This is a genomic window from Maridesulfovibrio salinus, assembly GCF_055394525.1.
In genome coordinates, this window is record NZ_AP042461.1 from 3,006,064 (window position 1) to 3,031,368 (window position 25,305).

Consider the following 25,305-nt stretch of genomic DNA (forward strand, 5'->3'; position numbering starts at 1 on the left):
CTAACCCATTGACATTTTGCGCATTTTTTTAACGAGCCTTTTGCGTGCAGCAGCTTTTTTCTTCTTGCGCTGTACGCTGGGCTTTTCATAGTGCTGACGCTTCTTGAGTTCGGAAAGAACTCCAGCTTTTTCAACCTGCTTCTTGAAGCGGCGAAGAGCTATTTCGAAATTGTCAGAATCTTCGAGGTAAACACCGGGCAAAAAAATCACCCCCCCTTCTCTGATCTCGTGCAGGAGCGCTGCACGGAAGACGATATTTATAGCCCCATAAAAAAGACTAAGTCAAGAAATATCGCAAAAAAAAGTTCAGCACCTGCAGGCAGGTGCTGAACAAAAATTCACTTTAAAACTGCTGATTAATGACCGGCAGCGTCTTTTTTGGAATCCATCCATGCTTTAACTGCACAGTATGCGAGACCGGCACCGAGAATACCGATAACAACATACAGAACACCAAAAAACACAAAATGATCGGGCATCCACCAGGGAAGATCCTGAGGGAGGGGACTTTGAACGGTTTCACCATGCAACATATTCAAATCTCCTTACTATTTTACTGCGTCTTTCAGCAGCTTACCGGGACGGAACTTAACCACTTTACATGCAGGAATCTTGATTTCCTCGCCAGTGCGGGGGTTACGGCCGGTGCGCTCTTTTCTTTCGTCAACCTGAAATGTACCGAAACCTGTAAGGGTCAGTTTTCCTTCGTTAACGAGAGTTTCTTCAACTGTATCGAGAAAATAGTTGAGGCAACGTTCCGCATCAGCTTTGGTCATACCTGCTTTGTCTGCAATCTTAACCACGAGTTCAGCCTTAGTCATCAGTCCTTCCTCCTTAAAACGGGAAAATGATTATTACGGCACACTCATCTGCGCCAGTCTTAAAAAACCTCGCTAAAGCGAGTGTTTATTATGCTCAAGTCGCAGCAGCAATCCGAATGAGCTTAAACTGCTACCACCTCAAAGCCCGCAAAACAAGCCCCTGATCGTTGAAAATCACCACAATCCAACGAAAATCTTGAGTTACCGACCTTGATGAAAATCTAAAACAGGATTTTCGCCAACAAGTCAAGAGGGAAAATCGTTTTTAACACATTTATATAACCCCTGAAATTGCAGTGGAGACAAGGCTTCAGGGCGATCTGTAAGCTTCACCCCTTCCTTCTCAGCCCATTCAAGCACTGAATCAGAAATAAATGATTTCAATATCTTACCGAGCTGCTTACGTCTGTACTGAAAACAGTATTTAACGAAGTTCGCAAGCCCTTTAATATCAACGGGTTTTTCACTTTCAGACATGGGAAAAAATTTTATCACCGCGGAATCAACCTTGGGTCTGGGCTTGAAGACGGTGGGAGGAACTTTGAAAAGATACTGTGTATTACAAAAACTCTGAATCCATACACTGATAGCCCCATATTTTTTTGACCCCGGTTCAGCGGTAATACGCATTCCCACCTCATGCTGAACCATAAAGACACAAGTAGCACTGCATTTAAAGGCAACATCCCACATAATCTTCGAGGCGACATTATAAGGCAGGTTGCCGATTATTTTCCAATTCTTAGCAGGATCAAGATCTTCCCAGCGAAACTTGAGCGCGTCCTGCTGGACAACTTCAGCATCAAAATACTCAGCCTCAAGAGCGGGAGCCAGATCGCGGTCCTTCTCCAGAAGCATCAGGCTCTCGGGCCCGGCTTCAAGTATAAATTTAGTTAAAGCCCCCTGCCCCGGACCTATCTCGATTACCGAATCCTTGGATGTAATTCTGAGATTATCTACTATTTTACGTGCTATATTGGCGTCCTGCAGAAAGTTCTGCCCCAGACTTTTTTTGGCTCTGTGGTTTGTCTGCACAAAAACTCCGATTTAAAATTTATATTAATCATTCCTAATGGGGAAATTATACCCGGAAATTAAAGAAGTGACTTTATCTTCAAGAAAGCAGATTAAGCAAGAACAGAATCCCTGCAGACCTGGCTACAGGCTGCATAAACTAAATTTTCATGAAAAGTTTATATAGATTTCCATTATAAGATATAAACTAAAACTGCCTGTGTCCGATAAAGTAGTCGTAATTACATTTATAATTCCAGAACGAGGATATTAATATGGGTTTTGATTTCAGAATCGGTTCCGAACAAGTACAGTCCTTCAATTCAACTAATGAAGTTAACGTCGCCAATGTAGACAAAGACGAAGAAAATCTGCCGGACAAGTCTTCTTTGACTGTATCCAAAGATGGAGACACAGTTGACATCTCCGCTGAGGCCAAAAGCCTACTCCAGCAGGCCCAGTCTGAAAAGACAGATCAAGCCAAGGCCGGGGCATCCGGAAGTTCAGGTTCCGAGGAGACATCCAAAGAAGATGAAATGATTGAAAAACTCAAGGAACAGATTGAAAAACTCAAAGAGGAAATAGCAAAACTCAAGCAGGACCCTGAGAAGAACAAGGACCAGATCTCCGCCAAGGAGAATGAACTGATGCAGCTCCAGGGGCAGTTGACAACACTGCTTAAGCAGCAGGCGGAAAACAGCGGGACTTCCATGGGCGGAGGAACCAGAGCTGAAGGATTTAAGAGTTCACTGACTTAGCCCCATTCCTTCATCCTGCATTGAACTTTGACAAAGGCCCCGAAACTTCATATGCGGTTGGGGATAAATAAATTCCGTTAAGGATGGAGGAAATTCATGAATCTGAGGGACCATATACGCGATGTGCCTAACTTCCCCAAAGAGGGCATCGTTTATTTTGATATTACACCGCTTCTGGCTGATCCTGGTGCTTTCCAGTACACAATTGACATGATGGCCGAACGGTTCAGCGACTATAAAGCGGACAAAATTGCTGCCGCAGAAGCCAGAGGTTTCATTTTCGGAGCCCCGCTGGCATACAAACTCGGAATAGGATTTGTTCCCATCCGCAAGCCCGGCAAGCTGCCTTATGAAACCGTATCTGTTGATTATGACCTTGAATACGGAACAGACAGCCTGAGCATGCATATTGATGCAGTAGCAAAGGATGAGAATGTACTTCTTATCGATGATGTCCTTGCTACAGGCGGAACCGCTGAAGGCATGGTTAAACTGGTTGAGAAAGCGGGTGGAATCGTATCCGGAATCGGATTTCTGGTCGAACTCGGCTTTCTTGACGGGAAAAGCAAATTAAACGGAATTCCCAGCAGCCATCTTCTGCAGCTCTAGAAATATCAATAAAAAGCTCCTTTTTTCCGGAAACGAAAAAAGGAGCTTTTATTTTTACTTTTCTCAATCAAAATAAAGGACAACAATAATGGCAGTAATCGGCATTATCGGCGGCAGTGGACTGGATAACCCGGACATCCTGAAAGACGCAAAGGACTCTACAGTCAAGACAATCTGGGGCGACCCGAGTTCACCTGTTAAATCCGGAACCATTGCCGGGTCCGAGGTTCATATAATCGGCCGTCATGGGCGCGAGCACACCATTCCGCCAACCTATGTCAACAACCGGGCAAATATTCAGGCTTTGAAAGAATTCGGCTGCGACTGCATTCTTGCAACAACGGCTGTGGGTTCTCTGCGGGAAGAGATAGACCGAGGTCATCTGGTTATAATGGACCAGTTCATCGACTTCACAAGAAAACGTGAGCTTACCTTCTATGAATCATTTGCACCCCACGCTCCTGCCCACACTCCCATGGCAGAGCCATTTGACAGTGATCTGCGCGCAAAAATGATTGATTCCTGCAAAGAACTCGGGGTTACAGTTCACGAAAAAGGAACCGTTGTAACCATTGAAGGCCCGCGCTTTTCCACCCGTGCCGAATCCCATATGTTCCGTGCATGGGGAGCTGATATCATCAACATGTCCACAGCCCCCGAGGTGATTCTGGCCAATGAAGCCGGAGTGCCCTACGCAGCTGTTGCCATGTCCACAGACTACGACTGCTGGAAAACCGATGAGGCCCCTGTTACATGGGACGACATTCTGGAAATTTTCAAGGCCAATGCGGAGAATGTCACTTCCATGCTCATCAAGACCATCGGTAAAATCGGATGACGCGGCATAACGTTTTTAATGCCTCTTCGTCCATTTTCAAATAGGCAGCAGCAAACTTTACCACGGCTTCAGTTTGTTGACTTAAAGCTGTGCGGGATTAAATATGCAGGCTCATGAATGTGATCTTTTGATAAAAGGCTCCTACATCATCACACAGGATGAGGACAGATCTCTAATAAAAGACGGAGCCATTGCAGTCAGCGGGAAAATAATATCCGACGTAGGGCCTGCAGAATCACTGACAGAGAAATGGACTGCTGAAAAGATCATTGACTGCGGTGACTCCACAATTCTCCCCGGTCTGGTCAATGCCCACACCCATGTTCCCATGACACTCATGCGCGGGGTAGCCGATGACCTTCCCCTTCTTGAGTGGCTGCACAACTACATGTTCCCCATTGAATCCGGCCTGACAAAGGATCTGGTTGAACTGGGAGCACGTCTGGGCTGCGCTGAAATGGCCGCATCGGGAACCACGGCCTTCCTTGACGGCTACATGTATGAAGATGCGGTAGGGCGTGCTGTGGTTGATTCGGGGCTTAAGGCAGTACTTGGAGAAGGCTTTTTCAAGTTTCCTTCCCCGTTCTTCAAAACTGCGCAGGCAGCTTGGGATACGATCGAAAAGCTGGATAATGAATTCAGGGAACATGACCGTATCCGCAGCGCGGTGACGCCCCATGCGGTGTTCACTACTGATCCGGACCAATTGGCTGAAAGCTTTGATCTGGCTGAGAGAATGAACCTTCTGTGGCAGATACACGCGGCTGAATCTGTGCCGGAAACAAACCTGACTGTCGAAACTTTCGGTAAACGCCCGATACAGATTCTTGCAGACTATGGACTTCTTTCGAAGCGGACCAGAATTCATCACTGTGTGGATGTGACAGATGATGAAATAGAACTGATAAGCTCTTCCGGGGCTCAGATTTCCCACAATCCCCAAAGCAACCTCAAGTTGGGATCAGGAATATGCCCTGTGACAAAATTTATCAGCGCAGGAGTCAACACAGGACTGGGAACAGACGGAGCTGCCAGCAACAACAACCTCGACATGTTCGATGAAATCAGAACGGCAGCACTGCTTCAAAAAGGGATTCTGCAGGACCCCGAAGCCATGCCGGCAGGAACGGTTCTGGACATGGCCACCATCAACGGGGCCGAATTTCTGGGATTTAATGATACCGGAAGAATCAAACCGGGTTTCAAGGCGGATATCATAGCTCTGGATATGGACAAAATGCACCTGAAGCCTGTATACAATCCCCTTTCACATGCGGTGTACAGTGCCGGAGGTCAGGATGTTTCTCTCACCATCTGCGATGGACAGGTTCTCTATCGTGATGGAAAGCATTTTACCCTGGATGTGGAAACTATTTCACGAGAAGCTAAAAAGGCCGTAAAATGGGCATTGAAGCGGCTTGAGAGCCGTTGATTGAGGTTAAATTATTTTCCCGGTGCTGTTTTTTTTCTTGACAACAAGGGCGAAGACTGCATAGGGAATTGTGCTTTTCACATAGCATTTTATGATAAAACAACGCTTGTTCGCAAGCGACTTGCCAAACAGGAGGCGCTACATGGCTAAAAAGAATGCAAGAGTACACGCACTTGAAGGTGCTGAAATGACTGCTGAAGGTCTTTCTTACAAAGGTGTAATCCTCGAAACCGTTGTTGAACAGTGTGACGGCTGCGAGCGCGCAGTTGATTTCGAAGGTTCCAAATACTGTCCCAGCTACGCTCAGCCCGCTAAAAAGTGGTCTCACAGCGTATGCAACTTCGCAACACACGTTCGTGCCGGTGTTGACAAAGAAGGTAAAGTCAAGGTTAACCCGCTTAAAGCATCCAAGCGTGCTGCACGCGGTCGCTAGTCTGTATTTTCAGGCAAGTCGCCAGCCTTATCTTACCAGAAAAACAATCCATTGATTGTTTTTCTCTTGATTCATTTAGTGTATCATGAGAGCCGGACTTGTTCCGGCTCTTCTTTTTGGTATACACGGCACAAGGAACACCTGAACCTTTTAAACCGATCCACAATCCGGAGGCAAAAATGCCAACCCAGCTTCTGGCGAAAATAGATGAACTGAAAGACGAAGCGATTGAGCTGCACGCCAAACTCGTTTCCATTCCCGCAATCGGTCCAGACAACAACGGGAGCGGAGAAAAGGAAAAAGCGGACTTCCTGACTGAGTACCTGCAGGAAAAGGGCTTCGGCGAAGTGAAATCCTTCAATGCTCCTGACGACAGAGTTGAATGCGGCTACCGCCCCAACCTTGTCACAGTAATTCCCGGTCAGGACAGCTCACGCACCCTGTGGATCATATCACACATGGATGTAGTTCCGGCGGGAGACCAGTCTCTCTGGGATGACGATCCTTTTACAATGGTTCAGGATGGCGATTCCATTTACGGACGCGGCGTGGAAGACAACCATCAGGGACTGGTCAGTTCCGTGATGGCCGGACGTGCTCTTCTGGAATCAGGACTTACACCGGGCATTAATTTCGGCCTGATTTTTGTTTCAGATGAAGAAACAGGCAGCGAGTATGGTCTTGAATACATGCTCAAAGAACATGAAGACCTCTTCAAGAAGAAAGACCTTTTTCTTGTTCCCGACTTTGGCGATAGCGATTCTGCACTTGTAGAAGTGGCTGAAAAATCCACTGTCTGGTACAAAGTGACAGTTGAAGGCAAGCAATGCCATGCATCCGACCCGGACCTTGGAGTCAACTCCCTCATCGCTGCGGCTGCCATGATAATGGAAGTACCCGAACTGCATTACCACTTTGATGAAGAGAACATTCTCTTCAATCCCCCCTGCTCCACTTTTGTTCCAACAAAAAAAGAAGCCAACGTGGAAAACGTCAACACTCTTCCGGGAAAAGATGTTTTTTATATAGATTGCAGGGTTCTGCCCAACTATGATCTCAGTGAAGTTACAGATCAGGTCAAAGGCATGGCAACTTATGTTGCTGAAGAGTACGGTGTCAAAATTGACGTGGATATTGTAAACAAAAGTCAGGCAGCACCTGCCACACCAGCCGACTCCGAAATAGTTGAGAAAATGCTTTTCGCTATCAAGGAAGTCTACAATAAAGACGCAAAACCGGGTGGAATCGGCGGCGGAACCGTTGCCGCACACCTGCGTGAACGCGGATATCAGACAGTTGTGTGGGGAACTCAGCTTCATCAGGCGCATCAGCCCAATGAAAAAGGTTCAATCAGCAACACACTGAACGACGCCAAAGTAATGATGCTGCTGCCTTTTTAATATTTCCTGCCTCCGGTGTCCCTCCGGGGGCTTAAAACTTTTTTAAAAAGGACCTGAGAATACCTAATATTTTAAAAGGTTTTCTCAGGACTTTTAGATAATTTTCGATATTTGATTTTTTCTGCTTCCTTGAATCTTTTCAGGTCTTAAGGAACACTGGTATTTTCTCAAAAAACAAATTTAAAAGACCTCCAGATGAAGCCCTTTAGAAGATTTTGAAAGGGACGGAATCCGGATAAAGGCGATCTTTTGCAGATATCCACCTTTACCATACCAACGGAGGCATAAAGAATATGATCAGAAAACAGCCACCGCCGGAAAAATACGATCTTATTGTAGCAGGCGCAGGACATGCGGGTTGCGAAGCCGCAATGGTTGCTTCCAGTCTGGGTCTCAAAACCCTGCTCCTTACAATTAATATCGACCGCATCGGACACCTTTCATGCAACCCGGCCATCGGCGGACTCGCCAAAGGCCATATGGTCAAGGAAATCGATGCGCTGGGCGGATATATGGGAATCTGGTCCGACAAAGCCGGTATCCAGTTCCGCATTCTGAATACCCGTAAAGGCCCGGCTGTAAGGGCTACCCGTGCCCAGATGGACCGCAATGAGTATATGCGTGTGGTCCAGAAGGATATTTTTTCCCAGGAAAACCTATGGGTACGGCAGGATACTGCGGAAACACTTATTATTGAAAACGGACATGCCGCAGGTGTTGTAACCGGAATTGGTGAGAAGTTTCATTCCAAAGCTGTTCTGCTGACCACAGGTACATTTTTACAGGGACTTATCCATATCGGCATGGAAAATTTCAGCGGCGGCCGCATGGGCGACCCCGCATCTGTCGGTATGTCCAAAAGTCTTGAAGAAGCAGGGCTGACACTTGGACGCCTTAAAACAGGAACCACTCCCCGCCTGCTGAAAGACTCAATCGATTATGACCGTCTGGAAGCCCAGCACGGAGACAACCCACCGCAGCCTTTCAGTTTTCGGACAGACAAAATCCGTATGCCGCAGGTTCCCTGCCATATAACTTACACCAACGAAAAGACACACGAGGCTATCCGCAGCGGATTTGAACGCTCTCCCATGTTCACCGGAGTGATCAAGGGAACAGGAGCCCGCTACTGCCCTTCAATTGAAGACAAAGTGGCGCGCTTCCCTGAAAAAGACCGCCATCAGATTTTTCTTGAGCCGGAAGGATACGAAAGCCCTGAAGTTTACCCCAGCGGAATTCCCACCAGTCTGCCTCTTGATGTGCAGAAGCGCATGATCAATTCCATCGAAGGACTGGAACAGGCCCAGATAGTCCGTCCGGGCTATGCAATCGAATATGATTTTGCTCCACCCACCCAGTTGCTGCCAACCCTTGAAACCAAAACTCTGCCCGGCCTTTATCTCGCCGGTCAGATCAACGGGACTTCCGGTTATGAGGAAGCCGCGGCTCAGGGACTGTGGGCCGCCTGCAACGCTTTCTGCAAACTTGATGGGCGTGAGCCTTTCATTCTTTCGAGAGATCAGGCCTACATCGCTGTTCTGGTGGATGATCTGGTTACAAAGGGAACTCTGGAACCTTACCGCATGTTCACTTCGCGCGCTGAATACAGACTGTTACTGCGTGAAGGCAACGCTGACCTGCGTCTGACTGCAATTGGCAGAGAACTGGGGCTGGTTAAAGATGATCACTGGGCGCTTTTCAGCTCTAAAAAATCTGCTCTGGACGAAATTCTACTCGAATTACGGAGCAGAAAAATCAAACCGGACGCGGATACCCGGGAAATTCTCCAGAAAATCGGAGGAACACCTCCGGGAAAATCAGTACCCATGGCAGCTGTTCTCCGGCAGCCGGAACTATCAATTACCGACATGAAGCATTTCTGGCCTGAAATTGAGAATTTCGCGGAAAACGTTCTTCTGGAAGCGGAAACTCAAATCAAGTATGAAGGCTATCTTGTGCGCCAGCAGGAACTGGTGGAAAAATTCCATCGTATGGAATCCGTGGCCCTGCCGGAAAACATTGACTACGCTGAAGTCGCCGGGCTCACCCGGGAGGCGGTTGAAAAACTGACTGAAGTAAGACCCCTTACCCTCGGTCAGGCCAGCAGAATATCTGGAATTACTCCAGCGGCCCTTACTTCAATTGAAATTCATCTGAAGAAAACGGGTGCTATCTGACAGCATAATTCCAAATCCGAGCCCAGCCACATTATGCTTTGCAAACCAGCTTAAAAAAAGTATAAATATTTAAAGGATGTTAACAGCACTATTTAAATGGCAGTGATTGTATCACTGCCGCCTTTCATAAGGACTGGCATCAATGGCGGTTGATCAGGAATATATGTACAAGGTTCTCAGGGGGTTCGGTGATAGCGGACTTCCTCAGGAAACCATAAACATGCTGATAGTTCTCGGCTTTGCGCTGGTTTCTATAGCAGTTGCCGTATTGTGGTATAACAATAGAGAACTGAAAAAACGCCTCAACACAGTACCCACAAGCTGGATAACCGAATACGATACTCTCTTTGCGATATTCGAAACAGCCCTTGTCTACCGCTCGAAAGTAGACCTAAGTTTTCATTCAGAATCCGAACAAAGACGCACAATCCCCTGCGCGATTTCCGATGTAACGGAAACCAGTATAATCCTTGAAGTCGGCGCCATGGACGGGATCAGTAGAAACTGGATCGGCAGACAGGTTACAGGATTTTTTCATGTCCCGGCCAAGCAGGCGGGAAGTGTCATCTTTTATAACTTCACAACGCTCATTGAGAACATCACTCCCAGAGGCAGTCAATACATCAATATCCACCTTGTATTCCCTGAATATATTGAACAGACTCAGAAACGTGAATTTCTTCGAGTATCTCCCGCCTCGCGCCATTACGATTACGTCAATATAATCCCGGACACAAAGCAGGGGATGGCTGCAGGCCTTAAATATCTTGCCACATCAGGGGAGTACTCTCCTGGGTACATGGGGGGCAGAGACGCGGGAGTCTTCATTTCGGATATTTCCGGTGGCGGGCTCTCTCTTGAAATGACCCACATGACCACCAGAAAATCAGAAAGATTCAACCTGAAAAAAGGAAATAACTTTCTGGTCCTTCTCGGACTGGTTGATACAGGGAATAAAGGAATAGTACGGCATTTATTTGTCTGCAAGGTCCGCAGGTTCTACTTTGACCCCACCCAAAGCCGTGCGCAGGTTGGACTGTCTTTTGAGGCCCAATTCAAAGGATATGACGAAGAGACCAAAAAGCCAAAATGGGACAGATTCACAAAAGGTGGATGCCCCGAAATGGACGATTGGACCTACAACCTGTATCTTGAACTATACCGGGAAGGAAATGAATAACTGATTTTATTACTTTTTGTTGAAAAGTTTCCATGTCGGAACGATGGGCTGAAACTATTCGTTTCGGATACTCCGTACTTATATTGTCCCGGCAGGAACCGAACTTAGCTGCTGATACCATGAACTGGATAACATATTGTAACATTACAGATATGCTTGTTGACACAACCAGTTCATGATACTTAGATATACACATACCTGCGTATTCTTATACACACGCAATAATCGAAACCCTAACAGGAGAAAAAGAGTTGGACGACGGTTCTGAAGGTCGATTGTGGGAGAAGATGGTCAATCTCTTTAAAAAAACAGATTCCCCTCTGGAAGACCATATCCTCGAGGCAAGAGAAGACGGCGAAATCAAAGGTGAAGTCTTCTCCATGCTGCTTAATGTTCTTGAACTCAAAGACACTGAAGCCCATGAAATAATGATTCCGCGAACTGATATAATCGGTGTGGAAGTAGAAGAAGGTATCAGTGGTATCGCAGAACGAATCATTGAATATGGACATTCCCGCATCCCGGTTTACAAGGAAAGCAAAGACAAGATAGTCGGTGTTGTCCATGCCAAAGACATCATTGCCCTCCTGATTGAAAGCGACACCTCGGTTTCAATAGAAACCATTATGCGGGAACCTTTCTTTGTCTCTGACAATATCAAAGTCAGAGCCCTGCTGAAAGAATTTCAGACCCGCCACATGCACATGGCCATCCTTCAGGATGAGTACGGAGGAACCTCAGGCCTCATCACAATGGAAGATGTGCTGGAAGAAATCGTCGGTGATATCGCTGACGAACATGACGCGGACCGCCCCTCTGATTTCACTGAGCTTGAAAGCGGAAGCTATCTCATTTCAGGCCGTATGCCTCTTAATGAAGTATCCGACCGCCTTGAGCTGAATCTTGACTCAGAGCATGTTGAAACAATCGGCGGCTATATTTCAGAGCTTACCGGAAGAATTCCCCATGTAGGCGAATTCATAAACGTCTCCGGTTACAAGTTCACCGTTCATGAAGGAGACGCAAAACAGATTGTCTCCCTATTGGTTGACCCTCCTACCGGGATTTAGAATGCATCCGGCCATTCCTGCTCTTATTGCCATGATTTCCGCGGGGCTTGGCTATGCCAATCCCCTTTTTCATCTTCCTGCAGCCGTACTCGGTTTTCCGCTTGCACTGGGATTTATCGGTTTTTCTGCCAGAAACCCCGGAAAAGCTTTCAAAAGAGGCTGGATTGCGGGATCACTTGCCTGCCTAGTGGTAATGTACTGGATTGCTTATCCGGTCGGAGTTTACGGAAATCTTCCGTGGATTCTTGCTGTGCCCTGCCCCGTTCTGGTGGCAATGGCAATGGGCCTGTATTATGGAGTCTACTCATACATTCTGCACTATGCTGCCAGAGTGATGAATCCATTTGTCCTTTGTATTTTCAGCGCCCTTCTCTGGACGTCTCTTGAAACCGCACAGGGAGTGCTTCTGACCGGATTCCCGTGGATGGTCCTTACCTCCGCGTTTTCGTTCAGACCGGAATGGATACAGGGAGCTGCTTTCATCGGCGGATATGCCCTTTCCGGTGTTCTGGCATCTATTTCAACTGCGGTTCTTGTCTGGAAAATATCACACCCGGCCAAGATATGGGCTATAGCAATCATAGTTAGCACCCTGCTTTTAGGCGGGGCAAGAACTTCTCCTGAAGACTTCAGTTCACTTGAATCCGGACGCACTGCCAATGTCGGAATTGTTCAGGGAAATATAGATCAGGCCAGCAAATGGGATGAGAGTTACAAAAAGGCTACATTCAAAAAATATCTGCGCCTTAGCAAAGAGATTTCAAAACAGACTGAACTGATCATCTGGCCGGAAACAGCCATGCCTTTCTACCTGCAGGATCCCGGAATCATGCGGGCAAAGCTGTTTAACTTCTCTACCGAGACCGACACCCCAATCCTTACCGGGGCTCCCGGCTACATTCTGCATAATCCCAAGTCTTTTTCTCTTTACAACAGAGCTTTCCTGATCTCTCCAGGAACCACCGAACTGGACTGGTACGATAAAGCCCATCTGGTTCCTTTCGGTGAGTATGTCCCCCTAAAAGATTACCTGCCGCTTGAAAAACTTGTTCAGGGCGCGGGTGATTTCATTCCCGGAGATGACGCCGGTCCGCTCCGCAGTGGAGACCTTGCGATGGGTATGCTCATCTGTTATGAAGGTATCTTTCCGGAACTGGCACAGGAAAGGGTGTCAAAAGGAGCCAACCTGCTGATAAATATCAGTAATGATGCATGGTACGGAAAAACATCCGCGCCTTATCAGCATCTGGGGCTGGTGGCTGTCCGGGCAGTTGAACAGGGCCGCTATATTATCCGCGGCACCAATACCGGTATTTCCGCGTGCATAGACCCGCTAGGAAGAATCAATGACTCGACCGGACTTTTTGTTGATGCTGCGGCTGTCACTGAACCGCGATTGATGAAAGGCCGGACTTTTTACCACGATAATTACAAGACCATTACCCTGCTTCCGCTTATACTTACCGGAATAGCTCTGGGATGGATTTTTATCAGAGGCCGCAGGTCAGGCAATAAAAGTATAAAGGACAAATAATAAAACATGCTTCAATTTTCAGATCTCAGATCACAGGCACAGGAGTGCATAGATAAATTTGAAACCCTCTGGGGGCGTCTTTGACCACGCTCAGAGCAGAGAACGTCTTGACGAAATAGAGCACGACCTGAGCAAACCCGGCGCGTGGGACAAACCTGACGAACTTACTCCTGTCCTGCGTGAAAAATCAATGCTGGAAGAAAAAGTAAACTCTTACGAGGAACTTTCGACAACCAAAGATGATGTTGAAGAGTGGCTGATGATGGCCACGGAAGATCAGGATCAGGAAATACTGGAAGCTCTTTCAGACAACTTGAAGAAACTTGGAAGTCTTGTTGCACAGATAGAACTTGCCGCGCTGCTGGCCGGACCGGAAGACAAGAGCACGGCCATCCTCGAAATCCATCCGGGAGCCGGGGGCCTTGAATCACAGGACTGGGCCGAAATGCTTCTGCGGATGTACCTGCGCTGGTGTGATAAACGTAACTGGAAAACCAGTTACCTTGATTACCAGCCGGACGATGAAGCAGGAATAAAAAGTGTAACCCTGAGAGTTGAAGGGCTTTACGCTTACGGATTTCTCAAAGGAGAAGCCGGTATCCACAGGCTGATCAGAATATCCCCTTTTGATTCTTCTGGCAGAAGGCACACTTCGTTCGCTTCCGTGGACGTTTATCCTGAAATAAGTCAGGATATTGAGATAGAAGTCAAGGATGAGGATCTCCGCATTGATGTTTTCCGAGCATCAGGCCCCGGCGGGCAGCATGTCAACAAGACAAACTCCGCCATTCGTATAACGCACCTGCCCACAAATATCGTGGTCCAGTGCCAGAACGAAAAATCACAGCTCAAGAACAAAGAAACCGCCATGAAGATCCTGAAGTCACGTCTTTATGAGCAGGAACTCAAACGGCAGGAAGAAAGCAAGAAAGCTGACTACGCAACCAAGGATTCCATTGCCTGGGGCAGTCAGATTAAGACATACACTCTACAACCCTACCGACTGGTCAAGGATCACCGCTGCGGAGCCGAAGACGGCAATGTTGAGGCAGTTCTCGATGGAGAGCTTGACGCCCTGATCAGAAAATTCATGCTCCACGCATACGGCGGAGAAAATGAGCGCTGAATACATCGCTGAAAATGAAGCCAGCCTTCTTGAGGAACTGCTTTCCGTGCGGGACCGTTTCTGCAAAGGAAGCAATGCCTGCCTGACAGAAGAATGTCCAGAAGGACTGGCCGTACTCAGAATATGCCCGGGCATGACCCTGAACGCCTGGGAAATCCTTGCGGAGCGGCACGGCCTGAACGACTGGCTGACCGTTCCGCTGGACCAGAATGCGGCTCCCCATCTCAATCACGTTCAGTCAGTGCTGGAAGAACTTTCCTATAAAACCGAGCACGACCCGCTTACAGGACTGTCCAACCGACGGGTATTCGAAAGAATGCTAGATCAGGAAATGGAAAGGTCCAGACGGAACAAGACTCCCCTGAGCCTTGCCATCCTCGATATCGACAACTTCAAGCAGGTCAACGACACCTGGGGACATCTCAAAGGTGATGAGGTACTGATTGATTTTGCGGAAATGCTTTCACACGGATCAAGAAGATATGACCTTGCCGCGCGCATAGGCGGAGAAGAATTCGCCGTTATTCTATCCGGTGTGGGGCTTTTCAAAGCCCAGCAACTGCTGCAGAGGCTTCTGGACAGAACGAGGGAGTTAAGCTTTTCAACACCGGACAAAAGGGACAGCTTTTCAGTGACCTGCTCTGCCGGGGTGGTATGCTACAAGGGTATCGTTGAAACTTCTGTCAACGAACTTGTGGATAAGGCAGACAAAGCCCTCTACGAAGCCAAGAATACAGGCAAGGACAAAGTCTGTACAGCAGATGTTCTGGATTATGAGGCGGTGAACAGGGAATCACTTGTTCATGCCAATGAAAAGAAATTTCTATTCACGGGAAATTAGAGGATATATACAGCCATGATTAATCCCAATAAAACAATGAGCCTGGCAATTATGAGCGGCAAGGGTGGCGTGGGCAAGACCAACCTTTCCCTGAACCTATCATACGCACTTAATACAGGAGGAAACAGTCTGCTGCTTATGGACTGCGACCTCGGTCTGGCCAACCTCGATGTGCTTCTTGGAATTTCCCCGGAAAACAATATGCAGGACCTGCTGATCAGCGGGGCAAAACCTTCTGATATAGTTATTCCGATAGAAAAAGGTCGCAAACTTGATATACTTCCCGCTGCTTCCGGAGTGCCGGAGCTGGTGGAAATGGACGAGGACATGCAGGAAATGCTTTTCAGCAAGCTGACAGAGCTTGTCGGAAAATATCAATTTCTCGTTCTTGACCTCGGTGCCGGAATCAATGGAACGGTTTTATCCTTTGCCGCCATGGTGCACTCAAGAATCGTGGTTATCACTCCGGAGCCGACTTCACTAACTGACAGCTACGCCCTCATAAAAGTATTGAACTCAAAGCATGGAGTCAGCGACTTTCATATTGTCGTCAACCAGGCTTCATCCTCCAAAGAAGCAAACGACACATTTGCCCGTCTGAATATGGCCTGCGAAAAATTTCTGAATATTCAGTTGAAAAATATGGGTTTTGTGCGTTATGATCCCTCAGTAACAGAAGCGGTGAGAAAACAGATTCCTTTCATCAAGTATGCTCCCAAATCTGATGCTAGCCGGGATATACTAAATATTGCGGTTAAAATTCAGAAAATGCGTATGGAAAACATGGGCAAACTGGCTGAAAGGCCTGTAATGAAAAAATTCCCGACCATTTCCGACTAATTACTTGACGAAAAGGGTAACTTTTCGGCATGTTTGTATTAGTAATGGTAAAAACGCCAGCGTGCTACAAAAAACACGACGTGGGAGAGTAGAATGAACAAGAGCGAACTGATCAAAAATCTTGCGGAAGAAAAAGGTCTTCATGTTGACGAGTCTGCAGAAATCGTGGATGCGTTCGTAGATTCCATCAAAGAAGCCCTCATCCGCGGAGACCGGGTTGAAATCAGAGGTTTCGGAAGCTTCAAGATGAAAGAATACAAGGGCTACACCGGACGCAACCCCAAGACCGGAGCAGTTGTGGATGTTACTCCCAAGAAACTGCCCTTCTTCCGCCCGGGCAAAGAGCTGAAAGAATTCCTGAACGTATAAATGCGCCTTTTCATAATAGCTTTTCTTATCCTTGCCGGTTTAGGAGTTCCCATGAACGCTTCAGCCGGCAGGGATGTATTATTGTCTATCGCCAACACCGCCAATACGTTCGGAACGGTAAATCCATGCCCTACATGAGGCAATAAGACCATTGGCGGACTGGCCCGGCGGGCCGGCTACCTTGAAGACTTGCGGAAAACCCTGAAAAATGATCTGCTTATACTCGGCGGTGCATTTGAATTTCTGCCGACTTCCGGTGAGCATAGCGACAATAAAAAACGTGATGCTCTGGCCGAAACTTTTCAGATTCTCGACTATGATCTGGGAGTTGTATGCCCGGATGAAGCTGAATTTCTTGCGGGATCACCTTCCGGTATTCCACAAAAATGGTTCAGCAACAGAGATGTAAAAGTAGTAATTGAAGAATTTGGGGCTGACAAAAAGGCTGCTGTAATCATTCTTCCCTTCCTTGAAAAAGGATCAGACCATATTCCTTCTGATATTCTGGATCAAACGGCTAAGCTGTTTAAAAAATACAGGGAAAGCAGTGATCTGGTAATTGCAATTAGCTCATGGGGATATTTCAGGGAAAAGAAATTTCTCGGCTCCCCCGAAATCACTGAAGACTGTCCTGATATCCTTCTGGGCAGTGGAGATGGACCGGGGATGACCGGAAGTCTTGCCGCTCAGGGCAGGACACTGTGGGTGCGCAGCTACCCCACGGGCAAGGCGGTAAACAGGATCGATATCATGCATCTTCCGTCCCGTGATCCCGGATTCAAATGGGAATCCGGCGAAAGCATTAGATGGTTTCTGCAGACCCTTCTTAAAAACACAAGGGAAGATCCGAAAATCGCCAGGCTGTTGACTGGTATTTCTGATGATAAGTAATAGGATTAAATTGGAGGCAACAATGACTTTCCAGGGAGCATTTACTGCTCTAGTCACTCCGTTCAAGAACGGGGGGATTGATCAGGACGCATACCGCGAACTGATTGAATGGCAGATTGAACAAGGAATCGACGGTCTTGTCCCGTGCGGAACAACCGGCGAAGCGGCTACAATGACCCATGAAGAACAAGGTGAGGTTATCCGGATCTGCGTTGAACAGGCAAAGGGACGTGTCCCTGTCATTGCCGGCGCGGGCTCCAACAACACCAAAGAAGCCGTAAACCTGACTCAGCTTGCCAAGAAAGCAGGCGCCGATGCGACCCTCCAGATCACTCCCTATTACAATAAACCGACTCCGGCAGGACTGCTTGAGCATTTCAAGGCTCTTTCAAAAGAGGCTTCCATGCCCTTTATTCTTTACAACGTCCCCGGAAGAACCGGGCTCAACGCTATGCCTGAAACAATCGCCATGATTGCAAATCAGATATCCGATGTTGTAGGAGTAAAAGAGGCCACCGGAAACCTTGGACAGGTTTCGGACGTTATTGAACAGTGCCCTGAAGGATTCACCGTACTTTCCGGTGATGACTTTACCGTACTTCCCCTTCTCTCTCTGGGAGGACACGGTACAATTTCAGTAATCTCAAACATCATGCCTGCGACAATGGCCGGCATGTGCAAGGCTTTCCGTGAAGGGGACATTCAGAAGGCTAAGGAGCTGCACTTCAAGATGCAGCCTCTCAACCGGGCAATGTTCATGGAAACCAACCCCATACCGGTGAAAACATCTCTTGGCATGATGGGTAAACTTGAGACGTCCTTCAGACTGCCGATGGTTCCGCTTGTTCCCGAGAATGAGGTAATGCTTAAAGCCATACTCAAGGAAAACGGAATAATCTAATACAGTTCCAACTAACTCAAAGATTTTAACTGCCGGGATATCAAAACCGGCAGACTGAAAGCCCGCACTCACATGCGGGCTTTCCTTTTTTCAGATAAACCAATAGTTATTGGTAACTTAAACAATCTTCAAAATCACACACAATGATAGCCCTGAATCTTTCATTCTGTTTGCTGTGAGTAAACAGCCTGCCCAGTGTTGTATATGCTGTTTTAAACTACGAAATGAATAGATTTAAAATGCGGGCATTAAGGCAGCTGATTATCATTTTTTCCACGAAAAAATCAGTACAAATGGCAGAAAACAGAGCGTCCTTTTTCAAATTCGCGCACCTCGGGCAACTCTATGGAACAGACCTCCATGGCCTTTGGGCATCGCGGATGAAAGGGACATCCGGAAGGTGGTGAGATAGGACTGGGCATATCTCCCTGAACCGCCACCTCCTCAAACCTAACAGATGGATCAGGAACCGGCACAGCATTGAGCAGAATCCGGGTATATGGATGCAAAGGCTTTCTGTACAGACTCTCGGCTGGTGAAACTTCCATCAACATCCCCAGATACATTACCGCCACCCGGTCACTGATATGACTGACAACAGACAAATCATGGGAAATGAATACATAGCTCAGCCCGAATTCTTTCTGAATCGACTTAAGCAGATTCAAAACTTGTGCCTGCACTGAAACATCAAGCGCGGAAACCGGTTCGTCGCATACGATCAGATCCGGATTCATAGCGATAGCCCTCGCTATTGCCACCCTCTGCCGCTGACCTCCAGAAAACTCATGAGGATACCTATCCGCATGCTCGGGACGCAAACCGACCTGATCAAGTAACTCTGCTACACGGACGGCAATTTCTTTTTTGTTTCCTTTTCGATGGATACGCATCCCTTCGGAAACAATACTTCCAATCCTCTGCCGAGGATTGAGTGAGGAGTATGGGTCCTGAAAGACCATCTGTACCCGGGTCCCCAGTTCGGCGGTTGTCCAGCGTTCCAGCGACTTTCCTTTGAATGAAATATTGCCGGTGTCCGGTTTTTCAAGTCCTGTAAGGAGCCTCGCCAATGTGGATTTACCGCACCCGGACTCGCCCACAAGCCCAAGAGTTTCCCCGTCCCGAACATTCAGCGTTATACCGTTGACAGCTTTTACGGTCGCCTTTGACAATGAGAAAAGTCCCGTATTAACCGGATAGTGTTTTTTCACATTTTCAAGTTCTACTATATTTTTAATCATTATTTACTTGTCCTGAACTATGTATGCAGCCAGCAGCGAATCTGCCGCCCATCTTTTTCAATAAGTTGCGGTTCCTGCTCTTTGCACAGATCAAACGCATGGGGGCATCTTGGATTGAAACGGCAGCCTTTAGGCAGATCAGTCAAGGCCGGGACATTCCCCGGAATGGGTGTCAGCTGTGTGCGGCTGCCAAGTTTTGGCACAGAAGCAAGCAGCCCCTGAGTATATGGATGCAGCGGTTCCTTGAAGATTTCAGAAAGCCCGGCAGACTCAACAACCTGTCCGGCATACATAACTGCCACTCTTGTCGCCACCCGGGCAACAACTCCGAGGTCGTGGGTGATGAGCATAAGGGACCCACTCATCCGGTGTTTAAGTTCATCCAGAAGCCTCAAAATCTGAGCCTGAATGGTCACATCAAGTGCTGTTGTAGGCTCGTCAGCAATAAGAACTTCCGGTGAACAGACCAGAGCCATGGCAATCATTACCCGCTGTCTCATGCCGCCACTGAGCTCGTGGGGAAAACTTTGAATTCTTTTATGAGGATTCGGGATACCAACCAGCTTCAATGCGTCCACCGCGGCACTCTCTGCTTCAGAAGCATCAAGTCCTTTATGCAGCCTTAACGTCTCGCCAATCTGATCACCGATCCGGAAAACAGGGTTAAGAGAAGTCATGGGCTCCTGAAAAATCATGGAAAGCTGATTTCCACGAATTTTCTGCATCTCCTTTTCTCCAAGGTTCACAAGATCCTGTCCACGATATAAAACAGAACCTGATGTTATACGCCCGGGAGGATCAGGGATAAGTCCCATTACCGAAAGAGACAAAACGGTCTTGCCGCATCCGGACTCACCGACAATGGCTAAAGTTTCTCCTTGCCCTAAGTCGAGACTGGCATTATCCACAGCGTTGATAACTCCGCCGGGAGTTGCAAAAGAAGTGGTGAGGTTGTTAATTCTTAAAATAGGTGCGGTCATAAGTTGTCAGCCGTATGCTATGAGATTTAAAAAGAGACTTTACCCTTATAGATATCAAAAGTATGCAATAAAAAAGTGTCCGCAGGATGCATTATTCAGCCTGATCAACTTCAGGAATCATAATTCCGAATGAACCGGAGCTGAAAGCGTTAACGCATCATAGTTTTTAATAATTGAGATAACTGAAAAATTCAATCGACTTTGGAGTACCTCAAGTGGATAAAATAGCTGTAATCGGTGGAGGACTTGCCGGATGTGAATGTGCCATGCAACTTGCGAAGGCAGAAATTTACGTCGATCTCTACGAGATGAAACCCGAAAAATATTCTGAAGCTCACACTCTGCCCGGACTGGCTGAACTGGTCTGCTCCAACTCCCTGCGCTCAGGAGAACTCAACACCGCCATCGGGATTCTTAAGAAAGAAATGTCGGAACTGGATTCCGTAATTATGAAGGCGGCACTGGAATCAAGAGTTCCCGCAGGTTCAGCCCTTGCTGTGGACCGGGAGATCTTTTCTAAAAAAGTGACAGAACTGATTGAAAGCAATCAGTTTATATCTATCATCCGCCGGGAAATAACTTCCCTTGATGACCCAGAACTCGCGGATTATTCGAAAATAGTTGTTGCGGCTGGCCCCTTGGCCTCTCAACCGCTCACTGAGAGTTTAATAGGCAAAATAGGTGAACAGCGGTTGTATTTTTATGATGCAATTGCACCAATCGTAAGCCGTGACTCCATCAACATGGATATAGCTTTCTTCGGTTCCAGATACAAACCCGAAGACGATGACTACCTCAACTGCCCCATGACTGAAGAACAGTACTATGCCTTTCTCGCCGAACTCAAGGAAGGCGAAAGAGTTGTGCCCCGTGAATTTGAAAAAGAAATTCACTTTGAAGGATGTCTGCCGGTTGAAGAAATGGCTGACCGTGGAGATATGACTCTGGCTTTCGGTCCCCTTAAACCTGTCGGGCTGATTGATCCCCGCACAGAAGAACAGGCTTTCGCGGTTGTGCAGCTCCGTGCTGAGAACAAGGATAAAACTGCTTTCAACCTTGTAGGTTTCCAGACCAAACTGAAATACCCTGAGCAGAAACGAATTTTCCGCATGATTCCTGGACTGGAAAATGTAGAATTCCTGAGACTAGGTTCAATTCACCGGAATACTTATGTAAACGCTCCTGAAGTCCTTGATGGGAATCTGGCCTTGAAAAGAGACTCGCGAATCCACCTAGCAGGACAGATTACCGGAGTTGAAGGTTACATGGAATCAGCCGCCTGCGGTCTCTGGGTCGGTCTTATGCTGGCAGAACAGGCCAAAGGCAAAGAGCTTCCCCTGCCTCCAGCGGAAACATCTCTCGGGGCCTTGCTGGGACATCTCAGGGAGAAAAAGAAAAACTTCCAGCCATCCAACATCCAGTTCGGCCTGATGCCTGCACTGAACAAAAGAGCTCCCAAACGCATGCGTAAAGAGTTGTACGGAAAACGGGCCATGGAATTTTTCGATAAATGGAAGGAAGAAAATCTGTAGGTTTATTGTGTACGATCGAGACTCAACCTAAAATGCGAAATTAGCCCTAATACAGATTAGTAAGACACAAATAGATGTCAGTATTCTCTGCAAATAAACCGGATTGAGCCTTTAAATTGCAACCCGCTAATTTAGAACTGGCCGCTGGTAGTTTTCAAGACTTGACTCCCATAACGAGTTACAGAAAACAGAGAAATCACCTGAACTAGCTGGTAATATGGAAGAGCTGCCCCCGGACTTCTTTTGGGACAACAAAAAAAACTCTGTACAAAAATAAAAAGCCCGGAAATTAATTTTCCGGGCCTCATCTTTTTTAGAATGTCTGCTTGAATAGATCCTCGCTGGATCCTGTGCCGTCACTGCCTGATTCACTATCGGAACCGGAAGCGGTTTTAGTCGGCTGCGTCCCTTCCTTGAATGGAAGGAAATAAGATTCCTTGGATGAAGGCCCGGCCAAAAGGCCGGTAGCGGCATCGATTTTAGCCATTACAACACCATCGGGCTGCGGGAAATCCGTGTACGGATAATCATTCTCCACGGCTTTCCGGTATGAAACCCAGATAGGACTTGCGGCGCGTGAACCTGTCTCCCATTTGCCCATGGGGGTCAACTGGTCGAACCCGACAAAAACCCCGGTCAGCAGATAGGGGGAGAATCCCATAAACCATGCGTCCTGCTCATTGTTGGTTGTTCCGGTTTTACCGGCAACGGGACGCCTGAGGACCTTGGCCCTCCACCCGGTTCCACGCTGGACAACTTCCTTGAGCAGCGAGCACATAATATAAGCAGTCTGAGGGCTTATCGCATCCGCCACTTCCGGCTTAGACTCATACATCCTTTCGCCCCATGCACTGTCTACCGCCAGAACCATACGGGCTTTAATGCGTGTTCCGCCTCTTGCAAATGATGAGTAGGCCTCGACCATATTCAGCAGAGTGACGGAAGCGGAACCGAGAGCCACTGAAAGATCTCTCGGGAACTCACTTTCAAGACCTAGATCTTCCGCCCGCTGGATAATTTTATCTATACTCAACTTGCGGGCCAGTCTGATGGTCACAAGGTTTCTTGATTTAACCAGAGCGGTGCGAAGCAGGGTCGGACCGTAGAAGACACCTTCAAAGTTTTCAGGTTTCCATAATTTTCCCGCTTCCATATCAGTATAGACAAAAGGGGCATCCATAAGAATTGAAGCAGGAGTAAAACCGTTATCCATTGCGGTAGAATAAACAATCGGTTTGAAGGCGGAACCGGGCTGACGCTTTGCCTGAGTCGCCCTGTTGAACTGACTGGAGGAAAAAGAATACCCGCCGACCATGGCCAGAAGTTCCCCGCTTTTCGGGTCCATGGAGACCAGAGCTCCCTGAACAACAGGCTTCTGAACAAGTCCTGCTTCCCAGCTCACATCACCGAGAGTATCGGTGTCAGGATCGACCTGATTAAAATTGACCTCGCTGCCATCCTTGAAAAAGGCCTTGTCCAGTCTTGCCCAGACCACGTCCCCTTTCTTGAGTATCTTTCTGGCATCCTTCTGCGGGCGGACATCTTCAGGAGCTTTCCTGACATCAGGAGTACGGCACCAGCTCATAGTTGAGACCGGCATTGTGGCTTGATAGGTACTGAATTTTACCTTGGCTTCCCTCTTTGAAACCTTGGTCACCAAGACCTTAACCCATTCACCCGGGCGCAAATCTGATTCCGGAACAACTTCTGTAGCGAGGAAATCAGCATATTCAGCAGGTTTGAGTTCCAGCAGCGGGCCACGCCAGCCTCTACGGAAAGTCGAGTTTTCGAGACCTTCCTTCATAGCCTCCTCTGCTGCCTTCTGATGTTTCAGATCGCAAGAGGTGTAAACATTCAGGCCACCGTAATAAACAGTATCCTCACCGTATTTATCAATCAGCCAGCGGCGGACCTCTTCAAGATAATACGCTCCATCCTTCCATGAAGGATCATCCATGCGTTTGTACTCAAGAGGTTGATCAACGGCCTTGTTGTATTCATCATTGGTTATCCAGCCAAGCTCATGCATCTGTCCGAGAACATAGAGCTGTCTGGCTTTGGCGCGCTCAGGATGGCGATAGGGATCATAGCGGCTGGGAGCCTGCGGCAGGCCCGCCAGAAGTGCACACTCGGCAATGCTCAATTCATTTACATGCTTGCCGAAATAAATGCGGGATGCAGCTTCAACCCCGTAGGCTCCCGCGCCGAGATAAATCTGATTAAGATAGATGGTCAGGATTTCATCTTTTTCAAGGTAATGCTCAAGACGGAACGCAAGAATCGCTTCTTTAAGCTTACGTTTGTAGCTCTTCTCCGGTGAAAGCAGTAACCGTTTGATGATCTGCTGAGTGATGGTACTTCCGCCCTGTGTCCGCGCGCCTTTCTTCATGTTAGCAACAAATGCGCGGGATATTGCGGTAAAATCGACTCCGTCATGCTCATAAAAAGAAGCATCTTCCGCTGCCAGAAAAGCTTTGGAAAGCAACGGGGTCATCTCATCCATGCGGACCAGAAACCGTTTTTCCTTGTAAAAATACCCTAACACTTCTTTATCACGGGTATAGACGGTGGTTACCAGCGGTGGATTATAGTCGGTTATATTTTTGAATCCGGGAAGGTCACTTGCCGCCCAGTAGTATAATCCGGCCAATGATCCGATTCCTAAAAACCCCATTACCAGCAATACTATCAGTGAAATTTTATATACTTTTTTCATCTATGCAACTCGGCATTCAGCAAAGGAATTCCTGAAGTGAAAACCTGATTTGTAGTTACTCGGAATGAGCTGTGAAGCCCCAGGCCGTCCTTAGCTCCGCATGAAGCTTTCTGACCTTGTTCTGTGCAGTACCCAGAGCGGAAAATAAATCTGCAGATTTCCTGTTCTCTTTCTGGGCAAGACATCTCTCGATTTCGAGGATGGTAATCCTGCCCTTTTCATCAATCCAGAACGGAAACAGCCTGCAGTAAAAAGGCCGGGCATGCTGTGGTATACGACACCCTTCAGCTCCAAGAAAAACACATTTGCCCGCAGAATCAACTTCAAGTCTGTAATGAGTACCTCCGGGAGGAAAAACTTCTCTTACAGTTCTGCGCTGATCTGGAAACAATCTGAGAACATTCTCAATGAAAACGGCGGTGTTCGGCTGTAAAGCGAACCCGCCGGAATAGGGAACGCACTCTCGAATGCGCTCCCTTTCATAATCTGAAACAGGAAAACATACTTCCTCAAGCCCTGGAGTAATTTCGCAGCATGTGGGCCCTTTGGCGGCACAGCGTGCGCAAACAAATGGATCATTCATTTATTTAACACTCCATAAG

25 protein-coding genes are annotated in these 25,305 nt (G+C 47.6%); 17 read left to right on the top strand and 8 right to left on the bottom strand.

What is annotated here, in order from left to right; translation table 11 throughout:
* From rpsU to rsmA, 4 genes are all read right to left on the bottom strand, one after another.
* Entirely contained in the window at positions 1-201 is a 201-nt protein-coding gene (rpsU, locus tag ACZ5PW_RS13655) for a 30S ribosomal protein S21 (protein WP_464560413.1), read from the bottom strand.
* Positions 202-356: 155 nt separating this feature from the next.
* Positions 357-533 (bottom strand): hypothetical protein, encoded by a 177-nt coding sequence (locus ACZ5PW_RS13660; protein ID WP_464554551.1) that lies wholly within the window; start codon positions 531-533, stop codon positions 357-359.
* A gap of 15 nt (positions 534-548) precedes the next feature.
* Positions 549-821, bottom strand: a complete 273-nt coding sequence (locus ACZ5PW_RS13665) for an HU family DNA-binding protein (protein WP_464554553.1) — start codon at positions 819-821, stop codon at positions 549-551.
* 246 nt (positions 822-1,067) lie between these two features.
* A complete protein-coding gene (rsmA, locus tag ACZ5PW_RS13670) occupies positions 1,068-1,856 on the bottom strand; it encodes a 16S rRNA (adenine(1518)-N(6)/adenine(1519)-N(6))-dimethyltransferase RsmA (protein WP_464554555.1) in 789 nt (262 codons plus the stop codon).
* Between the two features lie 254 nt (positions 1,857-2,110).
* Here rsmA and ACZ5PW_RS13675 point away from each other — a divergent pair, with 254 nt between their 5' ends.
* The 16 genes from ACZ5PW_RS13675 to dapA all read left to right on the top strand — a co-directional run bounded on the left by ACZ5PW_RS13675 (position 2,111) and on the right by dapA (position 18,234).
* Positions 2,111-2,593 (top strand): hypothetical protein, encoded by a 483-nt coding sequence (locus ACZ5PW_RS13675; protein WP_464554557.1) that lies wholly within the window; start codon positions 2,111-2,113, stop codon positions 2,591-2,593.
* Positions 2,594-2,689: 96 nt separating this feature from the next.
* Complete coding sequence (locus ACZ5PW_RS13680; protein WP_464554559.1) at positions 2,690-3,202, top strand: adenine phosphoribosyltransferase; 513 nt, start codon at positions 2,690-2,692, stop codon at positions 3,200-3,202.
* Between the two features lie 88 nt (positions 3,203-3,290).
* Positions 3,291-4,040, top strand: a complete 750-nt coding sequence (mtnP, locus tag ACZ5PW_RS13685; RefSeq protein ID WP_464554560.1) for an S-methyl-5'-thioadenosine phosphorylase — start codon at positions 3,291-3,293, stop codon at positions 4,038-4,040.
* Positions 4,041-4,143: 103 nt separating this feature from the next.
* Positions 4,144-5,472, top strand: a complete 1,329-nt coding sequence (locus ACZ5PW_RS13690) for an amidohydrolase (protein WP_464554562.1) — start codon at positions 4,144-4,146, stop codon at positions 5,470-5,472.
* 142 nt (positions 5,473-5,614) lie between these two features.
* On the top strand, positions 5,615-5,905 hold the full coding sequence (locus ACZ5PW_RS13695) for a PxxKW family cysteine-rich protein (RefSeq protein WP_464554563.1): 291 nt from the start codon (positions 5,615-5,617) through the stop codon (positions 5,903-5,905).
* Between the two features lie 179 nt (positions 5,906-6,084).
* Complete coding sequence (locus ACZ5PW_RS13700; protein WP_464554565.1) at positions 6,085-7,305, top strand: M20 family metallo-hydrolase; 1,221 nt, start codon at positions 6,085-6,087, stop codon at positions 7,303-7,305.
* A gap of 293 nt (positions 7,306-7,598) precedes the next feature.
* Positions 7,599-9,482, top strand: a complete 1,884-nt coding sequence (gene mnmG / locus ACZ5PW_RS13705) for a tRNA uridine-5-carboxymethylaminomethyl(34) synthesis enzyme MnmG (RefSeq protein ID WP_464554567.1) — start codon at positions 7,599-7,601, stop codon at positions 9,480-9,482.
* Between the two features lie 142 nt (positions 9,483-9,624).
* Complete coding sequence (locus ACZ5PW_RS13710; RefSeq protein ID WP_464554570.1) at positions 9,625-10,662, top strand: PilZ domain-containing protein; 1,038 nt, start codon at positions 9,625-9,627, stop codon at positions 10,660-10,662.
* A gap of 251 nt (positions 10,663-10,913) precedes the next feature.
* Positions 10,914-11,732, top strand: a complete 819-nt coding sequence (locus ACZ5PW_RS13715) for a hemolysin family protein (RefSeq protein ID WP_464554572.1) — start codon at positions 10,914-10,916, stop codon at positions 11,730-11,732.
* Position 11,733: 1 nt separating this feature from the next.
* Positions 11,734-13,266 carry an apolipoprotein N-acyltransferase gene (gene lnt / locus ACZ5PW_RS13720; RefSeq protein WP_464554573.1) on the top strand — a complete coding sequence of 511 codons (1,533 nt, stop codon included), beginning with the start codon at positions 11,734-11,736 and terminating at the stop codon, positions 13,264-13,266.
* Positions 13,267-13,272: 6 nt separating this feature from the next.
* Positions 13,273-14,392, top strand: a protein-coding gene (prfB, locus tag ACZ5PW_RS13725; protein ID WP_464554577.1) for a peptide chain release factor 2 whose coding sequence is annotated in 2 segments (ribosomal slippage) — positions 13,273-13,347 and positions 13,349-14,392 — 1,119 coding nt in all. Because the reading frame shifts where the segments join, the coding sequence is not laid out codon by codon here.
* Entirely contained in the window at positions 14,382-15,233 is an 852-nt protein-coding gene (locus tag ACZ5PW_RS13730) for a GGDEF domain-containing protein (protein WP_464554579.1), read from the top strand. Before prfB ends, ACZ5PW_RS13730 begins: the two co-directional genes overlap by 11 nt.
* A gap of 15 nt (positions 15,234-15,248) precedes the next feature.
* A complete protein-coding gene (locus tag ACZ5PW_RS13735) occupies positions 15,249-16,073 on the top strand; it encodes a MinD/ParA family protein (protein ID WP_464554582.1) in 825 nt (274 codons plus the stop codon).
* 93 nt (positions 16,074-16,166) lie between these two features.
* A complete protein-coding gene (locus ACZ5PW_RS13740) occupies positions 16,167-16,442 on the top strand; it encodes an HU family DNA-binding protein (RefSeq protein WP_464554584.1) in 276 nt (91 codons plus the stop codon).
* Positions 16,443-17,333, top strand: a complete 891-nt coding sequence (locus ACZ5PW_RS13745; protein WP_464554586.1) for a UshA-like (seleno)protein family 2 — start codon at positions 16,443-16,445, stop codon at positions 17,331-17,333.
* Positions 17,334-17,355: 22 nt separating this feature from the next.
* Complete coding sequence (dapA, locus tag ACZ5PW_RS13750; protein ID WP_464554589.1) at positions 17,356-18,234, top strand: 4-hydroxy-tetrahydrodipicolinate synthase; 879 nt, start codon at positions 17,356-17,358, stop codon at positions 18,232-18,234.
* 284 nt (positions 18,235-18,518) lie between these two features.
* Here dapA and ACZ5PW_RS13755 read toward each other — a convergent pair whose 3' ends face one another.
* Positions 18,519-19,475: an ABC transporter ATP-binding protein gene (locus ACZ5PW_RS13755; protein WP_464554593.1), complete on the bottom strand. Its 957-nt coding sequence runs from the start codon at positions 19,473-19,475 to the stop codon at positions 18,519-18,521.
* Positions 19,476-19,492: 17 nt separating this feature from the next.
* A complete protein-coding gene (locus ACZ5PW_RS13760) occupies positions 19,493-20,455 on the bottom strand; it encodes an ABC transporter ATP-binding protein (protein WP_464554597.1) in 963 nt (320 codons plus the stop codon).
* Between the two features lie 215 nt (positions 20,456-20,670).
* On the opposite strand from ACZ5PW_RS13760, the gene trmFO reads away from it, so the two are divergent.
* Positions 20,671-21,987: a methylenetetrahydrofolate--tRNA-(uracil(54)-C(5))-methyltransferase (FADH(2)-oxidizing) TrmFO gene (gene trmFO, locus ACZ5PW_RS13765; RefSeq protein ID WP_464554600.1), complete on the top strand. Its 1,317-nt coding sequence runs from the start codon at positions 20,671-20,673 to the stop codon at positions 21,985-21,987.
* 313 nt (positions 21,988-22,300) lie between these two features.
* Here the strand turns inward: trmFO and ACZ5PW_RS13770 are convergent, their stop codons facing one another.
* Together ACZ5PW_RS13770 and ACZ5PW_RS13775 are read right to left on the bottom strand one after the other, a co-directional pair.
* A complete protein-coding gene (locus ACZ5PW_RS13770) occupies positions 22,301-24,703 on the bottom strand; it encodes a penicillin-binding protein 1A (protein ID WP_464554604.1) in 2,403 nt (800 codons plus the stop codon).
* Positions 24,704-24,758: 55 nt separating this feature from the next.
* Positions 24,759-25,286, bottom strand: coding sequence for a YkgJ family cysteine cluster protein (locus ACZ5PW_RS13775; RefSeq protein WP_464554606.1), 528 nt, complete (start codon positions 25,284-25,286; stop codon positions 24,759-24,761).
* Positions 25,287-25,305 lie beyond the last annotated feature (19 nt).

What these genes read in the sequence shown, in the direction of transcription:
- lnt (WP_464554573.1), top strand. Translation starts at nt 11,734, where the DNA reads ATGCATCCGGCCATTCCTGCTCTTATTGCCATGATTTCCGCGGGGCTT.
- ACZ5PW_RS13660 (WP_464554551.1), bottom strand. Translation starts at nt 533, where the DNA reads ATGTTGCATGGTGAAACCGTTCAAAGTCCCCTCCCTCAGGATCTTCCC.
- ACZ5PW_RS13770 (WP_464554604.1), bottom strand. Translation starts at nt 24,703, where the DNA reads ATGAAAAAAGTATATAAAATTTCACTGATAGTATTGCTGGTAATGGGG.
- ACZ5PW_RS13730 (WP_464554579.1), top strand. Translation starts at nt 14,382, where the DNA reads ATGAGCGCTGAATACATCGCTGAAAATGAAGCCAGCCTTCTTGAGGAA.
- dapA (WP_464554589.1), top strand. Translation starts at nt 17,356, where the DNA reads ATGACTTTCCAGGGAGCATTTACTGCTCTAGTCACTCCGTTCAAGAAC.
- ACZ5PW_RS13710 (WP_464554570.1), top strand. Translation starts at nt 9,625, where the DNA reads ATGGCGGTTGATCAGGAATATATGTACAAGGTTCTCAGGGGGTTCGGT.
- ACZ5PW_RS13690 (WP_464554562.1), top strand. Translation starts at nt 4,144, where the DNA reads ATGCAGGCTCATGAATGTGATCTTTTGATAAAAGGCTCCTACATCATC.
- ACZ5PW_RS13735 (WP_464554582.1), top strand. Translation starts at nt 15,249, where the DNA reads ATGATTAATCCCAATAAAACAATGAGCCTGGCAATTATGAGCGGCAAG.
- ACZ5PW_RS13740 (WP_464554584.1), top strand. Translation starts at nt 16,167, where the DNA reads ATGAACAAGAGCGAACTGATCAAAAATCTTGCGGAAGAAAAAGGTCTT.
- mtnP (WP_464554560.1), top strand. Translation starts at nt 3,291, where the DNA reads ATGGCAGTAATCGGCATTATCGGCGGCAGTGGACTGGATAACCCGGAC.
- ACZ5PW_RS13675 (WP_464554557.1), top strand. Translation starts at nt 2,111, where the DNA reads ATGGGTTTTGATTTCAGAATCGGTTCCGAACAAGTACAGTCCTTCAAT.
- ACZ5PW_RS13665 (WP_464554553.1), bottom strand. Translation starts at nt 821, where the DNA reads ATGACTAAGGCTGAACTCGTGGTTAAGATTGCAGACAAAGCAGGTATG.
- ACZ5PW_RS13755 (WP_464554593.1), bottom strand. Translation starts at nt 19,475, where the DNA reads ATGATTAAAAATATAGTAGAACTTGAAAATGTGAAAAAACACTATCCG.
- ACZ5PW_RS13695 (WP_464554563.1), top strand. Translation starts at nt 5,615, where the DNA reads ATGGCTAAAAAGAATGCAAGAGTACACGCACTTGAAGGTGCTGAAATG.
- ACZ5PW_RS13700 (WP_464554565.1), top strand. Translation starts at nt 6,085, where the DNA reads ATGCCAACCCAGCTTCTGGCGAAAATAGATGAACTGAAAGACGAAGCG.
- ACZ5PW_RS13760 (WP_464554597.1), bottom strand. Translation starts at nt 20,455, where the DNA reads ATGACCGCACCTATTTTAAGAATTAACAACCTCACCACTTCTTTTGCA.
- ACZ5PW_RS13775 (WP_464554606.1), bottom strand. Translation starts at nt 25,286, where the DNA reads ATGAATGATCCATTTGTTTGCGCACGCTGTGCCGCCAAAGGGCCCACA.
- ACZ5PW_RS13680 (WP_464554559.1), top strand. Translation starts at nt 2,690, where the DNA reads ATGAATCTGAGGGACCATATACGCGATGTGCCTAACTTCCCCAAAGAG.
- mnmG (WP_464554567.1), top strand. Translation starts at nt 7,599, where the DNA reads ATGATCAGAAAACAGCCACCGCCGGAAAAATACGATCTTATTGTAGCA.